This window comes from Azospira sp. MPR-LB4, from assembly GCF_058809525.1.
Window position 1 is genome coordinate 1,220,297 of the sequence record NZ_CM179521.1, and the last position, 13,461, is coordinate 1,233,757.

Consider the following 13,461-nt stretch of genomic DNA (forward strand, 5'->3'; position numbering starts at 1 on the left):
TGGGGAAATGGCTCGGGGTTGAGAATCGAGCCCATCGCCAAGCCAGTAGCGGCTTTGGCGTCATCGTGTCAGGATAGCCAAGGAATTACGCGCCTTCGCGGCACCGCCACCCGGCCCATCAAGCCCTAACGCGGTCCGCCGGCCCTCCGCAACACCGGTACCCATTACCTGCCCCAGCCCCGAAGCAACGAATGTCCAAAAAAATTATTTATGACCTGGCCATCCTCGGCGCCGTCATCGCCCTCGGCGGCCTCGGTTACACCCTGGCCCCCCTGCTCACCCCCAAGACCGACCTGGCAGCCCCCCTCTCGGACTGCGACCTGAACCGGGGCCCCTGCCGGGCGGCCCTGCCCGGAGGCGGCGAAGTGGAATTCAGCATCAGTCCCCGCCCGGTGCCGGCCCTCAAGCCCCTGACCCTGAGCGCCCGGGTCAGCGGCATCCCAGCCAGCCAGGTGGAGGTGGATTTTGCCGGGGTGGACATGAAGATGGGCTATAACCGCCCCCTGCTGGCCGCCGCCAAGGAAGCCGGCACCTTTGTCGGGCAGGGCAACCTGCCCGTCTGCATCACCGGCACCATGATCTGGCAGGCCACCGTGCTGGTCGGCAGCGGCGGCAAGAATATCGCCGTCCCCTTCCGCTTCGAGTCGGCCGCCCCGGAAGGCCACTGAAAGACACCATGCGCCTCATTGCCCTGCTCACCATCCTGGCCCTGGCCATCCCGGGCCTGCCCGGCTGTTCCCGCGACACCCCGCCAGCCCCCGGCGGCCTGACCCTGGCCGCCCCGCCCAGCGGCGGCGATTTCAGCCTGGACAGCGCCGACGGCCGTATCGCCACCCAGAACTTCCGCGGCCAGGTGGTCGCCCTCTATTTCGGCTACACCTACTGCCCGGACGTCTGCCCCACCTCCCTGGCGGCCCTCGGCAGCGCCCTGGAAAAGCTGACGCCGGCGGAACTGGCCCAGGTCCAGCCCCTGTTCATCTCCGTGGACCCGGAGCGGGACAGCGTGGCCCGCCTCAAGGACTACGCCGTCTTTTTCCACCCCAAGCTCAAGGGCCTGACCGGCACCCCGTCGGAAATCGCCGCCATTGCCCACGCCTACGGCGCCAGCTACAGCCGGCAGGAGGTCAAATCGGAAGGCGGCTATGTGGTGGACCACTCCTCTTTCGTCTACCTGCTGGCTCCCGACGGCCGCCTGGCCGCCTCCCTGCCCCACGGCACGACGCCGGAAGACATGGCCGCCGCCATGCGGCGCCTGCTGCCCCAACCCAAGTAACCGACTTCACCCACAGGAGTTCCCCATGCAACTGCACCGCCGCCTCATTTCCGCCGCCCTGGCCTGTTCCGCCCTGTTCGCCCTGCCGGCCCTGGCCGACAGCCCGATCAAGGTGGAAGACCCCTATGTGCGCCTGGTTCCCACCGGCACCCCCAACACCGGCGCCTTCATGGTCATCAAGAACAGCGGCAACGCCGACCGCAAGGTGCTGAAGGCCGAGAGCCCCGTCTCCAAGGTGGTGGAACTGCACAACCACATCAACGACAACGGCGTCATGCGCATGCGCCCGGTGGCCGACATCGAGGTCAAGGCCAAGGGCGAGGCCGTACTGCAGCCCGGCAGCCTGCACGTCATGCTGATCGGCCTCAAGCAGGACCTGAAGGAAGGCGACGTGGTGCCCATCACCCTGAAGCTGGACGACGGCTCCTCCACCAAGATCGAAGCCCCGGTACGCAAGATCCAGGTGCCCGCCGCCAAGCCGGAAGACATGGGCCAGCACAACCACGGCGCCATGAAGCACTGAGCCTGTCCGGACGCAGCAAAGCAAAGGGACTCCCGCGGGAGTCCCTTTTTGCTGGCCGGCGCTTCAGAACTGGCTGAAGTTGCGCCCCATGACGTGTTCGTCGGTGCGGTATTTGTCCAGTTGCTGGGTGCGCTCGAAATACAGGGGCGGGTCTGGCACCTGCATGACGCCGCAGGTGCCGACGGGCATCCAGCGCAGGCGCAGGGCCCGGGCCGCATGTTCGATGGAAATCTCCACGCTTTCCGAAATGCCCAGTTCCAGGCGCAGGAATTCCAGCATGTTGCGGCGGGTGCCGTCGTCAAAGCGGACGAAATCCTCCCAGGTGTGGGGCACCCAGGGCGTATCGTAGGTCAGGCAGAGCAGGCTGTGCCCCCGGTAGGAACGCAGGCGGCAACCGTCGGCGCAGCAGGTGCAGGCAAAACGCAGTTCCAGCGCCTTGACCAGGCCATCCATATCCATGCCCGCCTCCTTTCGCCCATGCCCAGATGCCCACCTGTTTCATAGTGGGAAAAAAGCGGGGCAAGCGCAAGGAGGGATTTTCCCGCCCCGGCGGAACAATCCCGACCTCAAGGACGGGCGGGTTCCTCGGTGACGAAGGCGATCTTGGCGATGCCCACCCGCTGGGCGGTGGCCATCACTTCCGCCACCTTCTCGTAGCGGGTGCCGCGGTCGGCCCGCAGGTGCAGTTCCGTTTCCGGCCCGGCCAGGCCCTGCAGGCGGGTGGCCAGGGCTTCGCCGGCCACGACCTCGCCGTTGATGAAGACCTGGCTGTTGCCGTCCAGGGCCAGCTGCACCACCTGGGGTTTCTGCTCCACCTGGGTGGCGCTGACCTTGGGCAGATCCACCGGCACGGCCTGATTGAGCAGGGGCGCGGTGATGATGAAGATCACCAAAAGCACCAGCATCACGTCCACCAGGGGCGTGGTGTTGATTTCCGCCATGGGCTGGGCGCTGCCGCCCTCGTTGAAGGATCCGAAAGCCATGCCGGCGGCCTCAGGCAACCCGCACCAGGCCGCCCTGGGGCACGGTGCTGGAGAGACGCACGCCGGTGGTGAGATAGGCGTGGAGGTCGTGGGCAAAGCCGTCCATCTGGGCCAGCACCAGGCGGTTGGCCCGGGTAAAGGCGTTGTAGGCCAGCACGGCGGGAATGGCGACGAAGAGGCCGGCGGCGGTCATGATCAGGGCCTCGCCGACGGGACCGGCCACCTTGTCCAGCACCACCTGGGAAGAGCCGGAGAGGCCCACCAAAGCGTGGTAGATGCCCCACACCGTGCCGAACAGGCCAATGAAGGGCGCCGTCGAGCCCACCGAAGCGAGGAAGGTGAGGCCCTGCTCGATGCGGGCCTGGGCGGTGACGATGCTCTGGCGCAGGCAGCGGGTGACGAATTCACTGGCATTGACGCCGGCGCCGATGCCCCGGGCCGCATGCTGCTCATGGGCCTGGGCGGCGTGGGCGCCGGAGAGGGCCAGGCCGGCCAGGATGCCGCTGGCGTCCTCGCGGCGGATGGCTTCCAAGGCTTCGGGCAGGGAATCGGCCTGCCAGAAGGCGGCCAGGGCCCGGCTCTGGGTGCGGGAGGCGCGCCAGTGGGCGATGAACTTGCCGACGATGACGCACCAGCTGGCCACCGACAGCAGCAGCAGGATCAGGGCGACGGAATGGGAAACCCCATCTCCCTGGGCCCAGAAATGGGAAAGACCGAGTTGGGTGTTCATGGGGACTCCTGCAATGGGTTAGCTGTCGAGAGCGAAAGTGATGGGAACGATGACCGAGGCTGCCACGGCCTCGTCGCCGCGCCGGGCGGGGACGAAACGCCAGCGCTGGACGGCCTCCCGGGCGGCGCTGTCGAGGCGGGAATAGCCGCTACCGGTCTGGATATCCACCTGCTCCGCCGTGCCCTGGGGCGTCACCCGCACCTTGAGCAGAACCTTGCCTTCCTCGCCGAAACGGCGGGACATGGGGGGGTAAACAGGTTTCGGGTTGTGCAGGTAGTCCGCATCGAAACGGGCCGGCACCAGGGTAGGTGCGGCCGCAATGGTGCTGCTGGCGGGACGGCTGGGCGGTGCTTCGGGAGCGACGAAGTCGCTGCTGACGGCCGCCGCCGGCGTTGCGGCCAGTATCGGTGCCGGCGTCTTCGCCAGCGGCACGGGGGCCGGCGCCTTGGGCTGCCGCGGCCGCTCGACCTTGGGCGGCATCGGCTGGGGCGGCGCCACCTCGGGCTGGGGCCTGGCCGCAGGCGCGGCGTCGATGAGGCGCACGCTCATCGGCTGGGGCACCATGGCGCTGACCACGGCACTACCGGAATGCAGGGCGTAGGCCAGACCGCCCCCATGGAGGGCCAGCACCAGCAGGAAGATCGAGCCCCGGCGCCCCCGGGAGAGGGAGGGCCATGGACTGGGCAATGAAGCAGACAGAAAACGATCCTTTTCGGGCCGCGAGGGGCCCCGCAGCGGCATCCCGACGAGGGCTCGCGGGACTGCCGGAAACGCCGTCGCCAGGGCGGCCATGCCGGCTTTGGCGAGAGGGTGGCGAACCCCGTAATTCTAGGGTTCAACGGCCGCCAAGGGGATGCGACCAAAGGTCGCAGGGGCGGCCGGAAAAGGGCGCCAGTCTTAGCGCAGGGAGAGTATCCAGCGCACCAGGGCCTGCAGGTCGGCATCGCTGACCCGCTTGTTGGGCGACATGAAATCGTCGCCCCAGACGCCGCTGCCGCCTTCCCTCACCTTCACCAGCAGGCGGGCCTCGGCTTCCGGGTCGTCCCGGTAGCGGCGCCCCACCTCGCGCCAGGCCGGACCCCGCACCTTGACGTCCACCTCGTGGCAATTGAGGCAGCGGTGCCGCTCGGCCAGTTCGAGCATGGCGGCATCCCGCTTCTTGTCCGCGGCCTGGGCCGGTACGGCAACCACGCCGAGCAGGGCGGCGCAGAGCAGGGTTCGGGTCGTCAGTGACATCCTCATCTCCTTCGACAAAAGGCGTGCACCATGAAAAAACCGGGGGCCGCAGCCCCCGGTCATTAGACAACGATTCCGACAATAACGCTTAGTACACGTCGTGCTGGGTGTTGTGGATGTTGAACTTGCCGGTGGGCGTGACCAGCTTCGGATCCTTGATCACGGTCTTGAACTTGCGGGTCTTGTCGTCCAGCACCACGATGGCGGAAGGCTCGGTCTTGTTGCCCGTCCAAACGGAGAACCAGACTTCGTCACCCTTCTCGTTGTACTCGGCATGCACCACCCGCTTCACGCCCTTGGTTTCCGGCAGGCCGGCCATCTTGGCGACGTTGATCACCTCAGGCTTGGCATCCGGGTTGCCCAGCTGGTCGATGCTGTACACGGTGACGGATTCGGCAGCATCCTTCTCCGGCATCAGCGGGGCATCGGCCCACAGGTTGTTGGACTTGGGATGGGTCTTGACGAACAGGGAACCGGAACCGTGGTTCTTCAGCTCGGCCACGACCTTCCAGGCGTACTGGGGATGCTTCTCCGGATCGGTACCGATCAGGCTGATAACGTCGGAACCCAGGTGGGAAGTGGACCACACGGGACCGAACTTCGGATGCACGAAGTTGGCGCCGCGGCCGGGGTGGGGCTTGGGCTTGGTATCGACCAGGGCGGCCAGCTTGCCTTCCTTGGTATCGACGACCACCACCTTGTTGGAGGCGTTGGCAGCGACGAGGAAGTAACGCTTGGTGGCATCCCAACCGCCGTCATGCAGGAACTTGGCGGTTTCGATGGTGGTTTCCTTCAGGTTCTTCACGTCGGAGTAATCCACCAGCTTGACCAGGCCGGATTCCTTCACCGTCACCACCCACTCGGGCTTGATCAGGGAGGAAACGATGGAGGCAACGCGGGGCTCCTGGTGATACTCGCCATCCACGGTGATGCCGCGGGTGGAGACGTTCTTCAGGGGCTCCAGGGTCATGCCGTCCAGGATGGTGTACTGGGGCGGCCAGTAGGAACCGACGATGGCGTACTTGTCTTCCCAGCCCTTGAACTTGGAGGTATCGACGGAACGGGCTTCCAGGCCGGCCTTCAGGGTGGCGACGATGGTGGGCTTCTCGAACCACATGTCGATCAGGTCCAGACGGCCGTCGCGGCCGATCACATAGACGTAGCGACCGGAAGCGGAAGTACGGGAAATGTGCACGGCGTAGCCGGTCTTGACGATGCCCCAGATCTTCTTGGTGTCGCCGTCGATCAGGGCCACTTCGCCGGAGTCACGCAGGGTGGTGGAGAAGACGTTCTGCAGATTGATGTTGTTCATCTGCTTGGTGGGGCGCTCGGCCACGGGCACGTGCACCTTCCAGTTGGCCTTCATTTCCTTCATGCCCCACTCGGGCGGCACATCCGGCTGCTGCTGGATGTAGGTGGCCATGTTCTTGATTTCATCCTTGGACAGGATGTCGTCGAAGTTGGGCATGCCGCCTTCGGTACCGTAGGTCAGGATCTTTTCCAGACGGCCCTGGCCGAGCTTCTGGGTGTTCGCCGGCTCCAGGTTCTTGCCGGTGGCGCCCTTGCGCAGCATGCCGTGGCAGCCGGCGCAACGCTCGAAGTAGATCTTGGCGGAAGCCTCTTTGGCTTCCTTGGTCAGGCTCGGCGCATTGGCTGCGGGTGCAGCGAAAGCGGAGCCCATGGCGGCCGCGAGGGCCGTAAAGATAAAGGCACTAACTCCCTTTTTCATGCTTTCCTCTCCTCAATAGGAATTATCAGCAAACCGTTACCCCCGACACAGCATCCGGGGATGGCGAAAGATTGCGCCCGGTGACTTGTCCAAATCCTTGATGCGAATCAACTTCAAAAAGTAGGGATATTCACTAGAGTGGTGCCTAGGCCGAAACACCCCCAAAAGGGATTGAAGGCCGACGGCCAGCCCGGCTATGCTGCCTTTTGCCAAACGAGAAAAAATAATGCTCATGCCCGATCCGAACCGCACCCACCCTGCCCTGCCCGGCACCGTCTATCTCGTCGGCGGCGGCCCTGGCGACCCCGACCTGCTGACGGTACGCGCCGCCCGCCTGATTGCCCAGGCCGACGTGCTGGTCTACGACCACCTCATTGGCGACGGCATCCTGGACCTGGCCCGGCCCGACGCCGAGATCATCTACGCCGGCAAGGAAGCCTCGAAACACACCCTGCCCCAGGACGACATCAACCACCTGCTGGTACAGCTGGCCCAGAAATACCGCTGTGTGGTCCGCCTCAAGGGCGGCGACCCCTTCATTTTCGGCCGCGGCGGCGAGGAGCTGGAGATCTTGGCCCGCCACGGCGTGCCCTTCCAGGTGGTGCCCGGCGTCACCGCGGCGGCCGGCTGCGCCGCTTACGCCGGCTTCCCCCTGACCCACCGGGACCACGCCCAGGTGCTGGTGTTCGCCACCGGCCACCTGAAGGACGGCACGGTCAATCTGGACTGGCAGGCCCTGGCCCGGCCCAAGCAGACCGTGGTTTTCTACATGGGAATTGCCGGCCTGGGAGAAATCAGCCGGCAGATGATCGCCCACGGCCTCTCCCCGCAGACCCCGGCTGGCGTGGTGCAACAGGGCACCACCCGCCAGCAGCGGGTGGTGGTGGCCGATCTGGCCACTCTGGAAGCGAAGGTGCAGGAAGCGGGCATCACCACGCCGGCCCTGATTTTCGTCGGCGGCGTGCTGCAGCTGCAGCCCCAGCTCAGCTGGTTCGAACCCCAGGCCGCAGCCGAGACGGTCTAAGCCGGATCAGCCGGGTCGAAAGAGACAGCCCAGGAGCAGCAGGAAGGAGAACAGCAGCTGCAACTGGGCGGTGCGGCCGAGCAGCAGGTTATGGCCGGTACCCGGCGTCGCCCGGGCGAAGCGCACCACCAGCAGCAGGGCCGGCGGCAGCGCCAGCAGGGGCAGGCCGGCGGCCAGATGGTGGCCGGAGGCGGCCAGCCAGCCCAGCAAAACGAAGGGCGCCAGCATCAACAGCCCGTATTCCACCCGGCATCCCGTCAGGCCCAGGCGCACCGCCAGGGTCCGCTTGCCGGCCCGGGCATCCCCGGCCCGGTCCCGGGTGTTGTTCACCACGATCACCGCCGCCGCGAACAGGCCGGACATGTTGGCCAGGGCCAGGGCGGCCCGGCTGAGGCCGCCGGTCTGCAGGTAGTAGGTGCCGAGCACCGCCCCCAGACCGAAGAACAGCCACACGAAGACCTCGCCGAAAGGCCCGTAGGCAATGGGTTTGGGGCCGCCGGTGTAGGCCCAGCCGCAGAACAGGGAAGCCAGGCCGAGCAAGACGATGGGCCAGCCGCCCTGCCCCACCAGATAGATGCCCAGCAGGAAGGCGCCGCCCAGGGCCAGGAAGCCGCCCCGCTTGACCTGGGCGGCGCTGAGCCAGCCCATGGCCGTGGCCCGGGGCGGGCCCAGGCGGTCCGGCGTGTCCGTGCCGCGCTCGAAGTCGCCCACGTCGTTGAGCAGGTTGGTGCCGATCTGGATCAGCAGGGCCGCCGCCAGGGTCACCAGGGCCACCAGCCAGCGCAGCTGGCCCGTTTCCGACCAGGCCAGGGCGCAGGTGGACAGCACCGGGGCCGCCGCCACCGGCAGGGTGCGGGGCCGCAGGGCGAGCCACCAGGCCTGCCCGGGTGTGGGACGGGAGAGGCTGGCGAGTGTGGAAGCGTTCATGGGTAACGGGCGTAAGGGAAAAACAGGCCACAGTCTAACCACAGCGCGGCAAAACGGCGCATGGCCAGATCAAAAGGTGCCGAATTTATCCCGGAACGAAGACTGTGAGAGAATGCGGCCTTTGCAAAAACCGCCCCACGGGGTGGGTGTATTTGGTGCCGGGAGAGGGACTCGAACCCTCACACTGTTACCAGCGGCGGATTTTGAATCCGCTGCGTCTACCGATTCCGCCATCCCGGCCCGGGACGCCCGGCCAGAGCTGGCGGGCACTACTGCGCGAGGGGCGCATTATCACCGATTCACGACGCCCCCACAAGCCGGACGAGGACACCCGCCGCCTGCTCCGGGCACCACCGCCAAAGCCGCAAGACCATGAGCCTTTCCGTCGACCTTTTCGACTTTCCCCTGCCGCCCGAACTGATCGCCCAGCATCCGGCCAGGGAACGCAGCGCCAGCCGCCTGCTGCACGTGGACGGCCCCCACCTGGCCGACCTGCGCTTCACTGACCTGCCCGGCCTGCTGGCCCCCGGCGACCTGCTGGTGTTCAACGATACCCGAGTGATCAAGGCCCGCTTCTTCGGCCAGAAGGACTCCGGCGGCCAGGTGGAAGTGCTGCTGGAGCGCATCGTGGACGAGCACCACGCCCTGGCCCAGGTGCGGGCCAGCAAGTCGCCCAAGGCCGGCACCCGCATCACCCTGGAAAACGCCTTCAGCCTGGTGTGCAGCGGCCGCCAGGGCGAGTTCTTCGCCCTCGAACTGGAGGGCGAAGGCAATCTGTGGGACCTGGCCGAACAGTACGGCCGCCTGCCCCTGCCGCCCTATATCGAGCACGGGGTGGAGGCGGAGGATGAGGCCCGCTACCAGACCGTCTATGCCCGCCACCCGGGCGCCGTGGCAGCGCCCACCGCCGGACTGCACTTCGATGAGGCAATGCTGGAGCGGCTCTCCGGGCAGGGTGTCCGCCGAGCCGCGCTGACGCTGCATGTGGGGGCAGGCACCTTCCAGCCGGTGCGCGTGGAAAAGATCGACGAGCACAAGATGCACAGCGAGCGCTTCCACGTGCCGGAAGAAACCGCCGCGGCCATCGCTGCCACCCGGGAACGGGGCGGCAGGGTGGTGGCGGTGGGCACCACCTCCCTGCGCACCCTGGAATCGGCCGCCTGCGGCAACGGCCTGGTACGTGCCGGCAGCGGCGAGACGGACATTTTCATCACTCCGGGCTACCGCTTCCAGGTGGTGGACCGGCTCATCACCAATTTCCACCTGCCCCGCTCCACCCTGCTCATGCTGGTCTCCGCCTTCGCCGGCCTGGACCCCATCCGCGCCGCCTACGCCCACGCAGTGGCAGAAAAATACCGCTTTTTCAGCTACGGCGACGCCATGCTGCTGGAGCGGGAAGAACATTGATTCAATAAGCCACAGAGGACACAGAGAGCACAGAGAGAAAGACCAGACCCATCCCCTGCCGCAACTGGCGGCAGCCGGTTTTACTCTGTGATCTCTGTGTCCTCTGTGGCAAAAACGCTTTTAGGAATACGTCCATGCAGTTCGAACTTCTCAAGACCGACGGCCAGGCCCGTCGCGGCACCCTGACCCTGGCCCACGGCACGGTGCAGACCCCGGTGTTCATGCCGGTGGGCACCTACGGCACGGTCAAGGCCATGACGCCCCAGTCCCTGCACGACATCGGCGCCCAGATCTGCCTCGGCAACACCTTCCACCTGTGGCTGCGCCCGGGCCTGGAAGTAATCAAGGCCCACGGCGGCCTGCACGACTTCATGGGCTGGAACAAGCCCATCCTCACCGATTCGGGCGGCTTCCAGGTCTTCTCCCTGGGGGCCCTGCGCAAGATCACCGAGGAAGGGGTGAAGTTCTCCTCCCCCATCGACGGCGCCAAGCTGTTCCTGACGCCGGAAGAATCCATGCGCATCCAGCACACGCTGAACTCGGACATCGTCATGATCTTCGACGAATGCACGCCCTACCCGGCCACCGTGGACGAGGCGGCCAAGTCCATGCGCCTCTCCCTGCGCTGGGCCCAGCGCTCCATCGACGAGCACCGTCGCCTGGGCAACGGCAACGCCCTTTTCGGCATCGTCCAGGGCGGCATGTACGAGACCCTGCGCGACGAATCCCTGGCCGGCCTGGATGAAATGGGCTTCGACGGCATGGCCATCGGCGGCCTTTCCGTGGGCGAGCCCAAGGAAGACATGGCCCGCATCCTGGCCCACACCGCACCGAAACTGCCCGCCCACAAGCCCCGCTACCTGATGGGCGTGGGCACGCCGGAAGACCTGGTGCATGCGGTGAGCCAGGGCATCGACATGTTCGACTGCGTCATGCCCACCCGCAACGCCCGCAACGGCCACCTGTTCACCCGCTACGGCGACCTCAAGATCAAGAACGCCATCCACCGCCAGGACACCGGCCCCCTGGACCCGTCCTGCGACTGCTACACCTGCCGCAACTTCAGCCGGGCCTACCTGCACCACCTGTTCCGCGCCGGGGAAATCCTTGGCTCCATGCTCAACACCATCCACAACCTGCACTACTACCAGGTGCTGATGGCCGAATTGCGCGCCGCTATTGAAGAAGGGCGCCTGCAGCCCCATATGGAGAACTTCCATCGGGACCGTTCCCGGGGTGCCAGCCCGGCGGCCGGCTAAAGCCGCACCGTAGGTCCGCCACCGGGCATCCGCGTCATGGCTCGGTGGTACAATGCCCCGTTCAAATTTCGAAGCAATCAAGGAGTAAAACCGTGCTGATTAGCGCCGCTCACGCCCAGGCCGCAGGCCAGGCTGCCGACCCCACCGGGGGCCTGATGCAATTCCTGCCCATCATCCTGATGTTCGTGGTGTTGTGGTTCCTCATGATCCGCCCCCAGATGAAGAAGGCCAAGGAACACAAGGCCATGGTGGACGCCCTGCAGAAGGGTGACGAAGTGGTCACCCAGGGCGGCATGGTGGGCCGCGTCTCCAAGATCGGCGACGCTTACGTCCATCTGGAAATCGCCCCCAACACCGAAGTCGTGGTGCAGAAACCCGCCATCGGGGTGCTGCTGCCCAAGGGAACCCTGAAGTCCCTGTAAGTCATCCCCGGGGCCGGATTCGTCCGGCCCCTTGCCTTTTTCGGTCCCCCAGGAACCGCCCATGAACCGCTATCCGCTCTGGAAATACATCACCGTCGTCGTCGCACTGGTGATCGGTTTCCTCTACACCCTGCCCAATTTCTTCGGTGAAGCCCCGGCCGTCCAGCTTTCCCCGGCCCGCGCCACCCTGAAGACCGATGCCCAGCTGCTGTCCCGCGTCGAAGCCGCCCTGCAGGGCGCCGGCATCAGCCACGACGGCATCTTCCTCGACAGCAACGGCGTCAAGACCCGCTTCAAGGACACCGACACCCAGCTCAAGGTCAAGGACCTGCTGGAAAAGACCTTCAACCCGAATCCCCAGGACGCCCAGTACGTGGTCGCCCTGAACCTGCTCTCCTCCTCCCCCAAGTGGCTCTCCAACCTGGGCGCCCTGCCCATGTACCTGGGCCTGGACCTGCGGGGCGGCGTGCACTTCCTGCTGCAGGTGGACATGGCCGGCGCGCTGACCAAGCGCCTGGACTCCATGTCGGCCGACCTGCGCACCCTGCTGCGGGACAAGAACCTGCGCCACGCCGGCATCAACCGGGAAGGCAATGCGGTGGTGGTCAAGTTCCGCGACGCCGACACCCGCACCAAGGCCCGCATCGTGCTGGAAGACAACCAGCCCGACCTGACCTTCGTGGACGGCCAGGACGGCTCCGACCTGAAACTCACCGCCAGCTTGAAGCCCACGGCGGTCAAGCGCATCCAGGACTTCGCCCTGAAGCAGAACATCACCACCCTGCACAACCGGATCAACGAGCTGGGCGTGGCCGAGCCGGTGATCCAGCAGCAGGGCGCCGACCGCATCGTGGTGCAGCTGCCCGGCGTGCAGGACACGGCCAAGGCCAAGGACATCCTGGGCCGCACCGCCACCCTGGAAATCCGCATGGTGGACGACACCCCGGGCGCCCTGGAAGCGGCCATGGCCGGCCAGGCACCCTTCGGCACCGAGCTTTACAGCGAACGGGGCGGCTCGCCCCTGCTGGTGAAGAAGCAGGTGGTGCTGACCGGCGACCGCCTCACCGACGCCCAGCCCGGCTTCGACGGCCAGACCCACGAACCGGCGGTGCACCTGACCCTGGATTCCGCCGGCGCCCGCATCTTCAAGGACATCACCCGGGAGAACGTGGGCAAGCGCATGGCCATCCTGCTCATTGAAAAGGGCAAGGGCGAAGTGGTCACCGCCCCGGTGATCCGCACCGAAATCGGCGGCGGCCGGGTCCAGATCAGCGGCAAGATGAGCACCATGGAAGCCAACGACACCGCCCTGCTGCTGCGGGCCGGTTCCCTGGCGGCGCCCATGGACATCGTCGAAGAGCGCACCATCGGCCCCTCCCTCGGCGCCGACAACATCAGCAAGGGCTTCCACTCCACCCTGTGGGGCTTCCTCGCCATTGCCGCCTTCATGATGTGCTACTACCTCATGTTCGGCCTCATCTCCACCCTGGCCCTGGCAGCCAACCTGATGTTCCTGGTGGCCCTGCTGTCCCTCATGCAGGCCACCCTGACCCTGCCGGGCATCGCCGCCATCGCCCTGACCCTGGGTATGGCCATCGACTCCAACGTGCTGATCAACGAACGGGTGCGGGAAGAACTGCGCAACGGCGCCAGTCCCCAGGCGGCCATCTCTGCCGGTTACGAGCGGGCCTTCGGCACCATCCTGGACTCCAACGTCACCACCCTGATCGCCGGCGTTGCCCTGCTGGCCTTCGGCTCCGGCCCCATCCGGGGCTTCGCCGTGGTGCACTGCCTGGGCATCCTGACCTCCATGTTCAGTTCCGTGGTGGTCTCCCGGGCCCTGGTCAACCTCATCTACGGTCGCCGCAAGAAGCTGGACAAGGTCTCCATCGGCCAGGTCTGGAAGCCCGGCCTGGACAGCGCCAAGTAAGCGCCTAGCAAGGGATAC

15 protein-coding genes and 1 tRNA gene are annotated in these 13,461 nt (G+C 66.3%); 8 read left to right on the forward strand and 8 right to left on the reverse strand.

Going from position 1 to position 13,461, the window contains the following annotated elements; all coding sequences use genetic code 11:
* The first annotated feature begins 191 nt into the window (after window positions 1–191).
* From AC3QLZ_RS05540 to AC3QLZ_RS05550, 3 genes are read left to right on the forward strand one after another with little or no spacing between them, the layout of a single operon-like run.
* Window positions 192–668, forward strand: coding sequence for a hypothetical protein (locus AC3QLZ_RS05540; protein WP_014238321.1), 477 nt, complete (start codon window positions 192–194; stop codon window positions 666–668).
* A gap of 8 nt (window positions 669–676) precedes the next feature.
* On the forward strand, window positions 677–1,273 hold the full coding sequence (locus tag AC3QLZ_RS05545; protein WP_152089585.1) for an SCO family protein: 597 nt from the start codon (window positions 677–679) through the stop codon (window positions 1,271–1,273).
* Between the two features lie 25 nt (window positions 1,274–1,298).
* A complete protein-coding gene (locus tag AC3QLZ_RS05550) occupies window positions 1,299–1,796 on the forward strand; it encodes a copper chaperone PCu(A)C (RefSeq protein WP_130458926.1) in 498 nt (165 codons plus the stop codon).
* 63 nt (window positions 1,797–1,859) lie between these two features.
* On the opposite strand, the gene AC3QLZ_RS05555 is transcribed toward AC3QLZ_RS05550, so the two are convergent.
* The 6 genes from AC3QLZ_RS05555 to AC3QLZ_RS05580 form a co-directional block, all read right to left on the reverse strand.
* Window positions 1,860–2,255, reverse strand: coding sequence for a hypothetical protein (locus AC3QLZ_RS05555; RefSeq protein WP_014238324.1), 396 nt, complete (start codon window positions 2,253–2,255; stop codon window positions 1,860–1,862).
* 107 nt (window positions 2,256–2,362) lie between these two features.
* Window positions 2,363–2,779: an ExbD/TolR family protein gene (locus AC3QLZ_RS05560; RefSeq protein ID WP_014238325.1), complete on the reverse strand. Its 417-nt coding sequence runs from the start codon at window positions 2,777–2,779 to the stop codon at window positions 2,363–2,365.
* A gap of 10 nt (window positions 2,780–2,789) precedes the next feature.
* Window positions 2,790–3,509, reverse strand: a complete 720-nt coding sequence (locus AC3QLZ_RS05565) for a MotA/TolQ/ExbB proton channel family protein (RefSeq protein ID WP_130458928.1) — start codon at window positions 3,507–3,509, stop codon at window positions 2,790–2,792.
* Between the two features lie 18 nt (window positions 3,510–3,527).
* The gene (locus tag AC3QLZ_RS05570) at window positions 3,528–4,196 is read right to left on the reverse strand and encodes an energy transducer TonB (RefSeq protein ID WP_152089586.1); all 669 of its coding nucleotides are present in this window, start codon (window positions 4,194–4,196) and stop codon (window positions 3,528–3,530) included.
* A gap of 210 nt (window positions 4,197–4,406) precedes the next feature.
* A complete protein-coding gene (locus tag AC3QLZ_RS05575; protein ID WP_014238328.1) occupies window positions 4,407–4,745 on the reverse strand; it encodes a c-type cytochrome in 339 nt (112 codons plus the stop codon).
* Between the two features lie 88 nt (window positions 4,746–4,833).
* Window positions 4,834–6,426 carry a nitrite reductase gene (locus AC3QLZ_RS05580; RefSeq protein ID WP_235832414.1) on the reverse strand — a complete coding sequence of 531 codons (1,593 nt, stop codon included), beginning with the start codon at window positions 6,424–6,426 and terminating at the stop codon, window positions 4,834–4,836.
* A 274-nt stretch (window positions 6,427–6,700) separates the two neighbouring features.
* Here AC3QLZ_RS05580 and cobA point away from each other — a divergent pair, with 274 nt between their 5' ends.
* Window positions 6,701–7,498: a uroporphyrinogen-III C-methyltransferase gene (gene cobA, locus AC3QLZ_RS05585; RefSeq protein WP_152089587.1), complete on the forward strand. Its 798-nt coding sequence runs from the start codon at window positions 6,701–6,703 to the stop codon at window positions 7,496–7,498.
* A gap of 6 nt (window positions 7,499–7,504) precedes the next feature.
* On the opposite strand, the gene AC3QLZ_RS05590 is transcribed toward cobA, so the two are convergent.
* Both AC3QLZ_RS05590 and AC3QLZ_RS05595 read right to left on the reverse strand, forming a co-directional pair.
* The gene (locus AC3QLZ_RS05590) at window positions 7,505–8,425 is read right to left on the reverse strand and encodes a 1,4-dihydroxy-2-naphthoate polyprenyltransferase (protein ID WP_014238331.1); all 921 of its coding nucleotides are present in this window, start codon (window positions 8,423–8,425) and stop codon (window positions 7,505–7,507) included.
* Window positions 8,426–8,578: 153 nt separating this feature from the next.
* Window positions 8,579–8,665: transfer RNA gene (locus AC3QLZ_RS05595), tRNA-Leu, on the reverse strand.
* A 132-nt stretch (window positions 8,666–8,797) separates the two neighbouring features.
* On the opposite strand from AC3QLZ_RS05595, the gene queA reads away from it, so the two are divergent.
* The 4 genes from queA (at window position 8,798) to secD (ending at window position 13,443) form a co-directional block, all read left to right on the forward strand.
* Window positions 8,798–9,832 carry a tRNA preQ1(34) S-adenosylmethionine ribosyltransferase-isomerase QueA gene (queA, locus tag AC3QLZ_RS05600; RefSeq protein ID WP_152089588.1) on the forward strand — a complete coding sequence of 345 codons (1,035 nt, stop codon included), beginning with the start codon at window positions 8,798–8,800 and terminating at the stop codon, window positions 9,830–9,832.
* 134 nt (window positions 9,833–9,966) lie between these two features.
* Window positions 9,967–11,091, forward strand: a complete 1,125-nt coding sequence (gene tgt / locus AC3QLZ_RS05605) for a tRNA guanosine(34) transglycosylase Tgt (protein WP_014238333.1) — start codon at window positions 9,967–9,969, stop codon at window positions 11,089–11,091.
* A 92-nt stretch (window positions 11,092–11,183) separates the two neighbouring features.
* A complete protein-coding gene (gene yajC, locus AC3QLZ_RS05610; RefSeq protein WP_014238334.1) occupies window positions 11,184–11,513 on the forward strand; it encodes a preprotein translocase subunit YajC in 330 nt (109 codons plus the stop codon).
* 61 nt (window positions 11,514–11,574) lie between these two features.
* Entirely contained in the window at window positions 11,575–13,443 is a 1,869-nt protein-coding gene (gene secD / locus AC3QLZ_RS05615; RefSeq protein WP_014238335.1) for a protein translocase subunit SecD, read from the forward strand.
* Window positions 13,444–13,461: the final 18 nt, after the last annotated feature.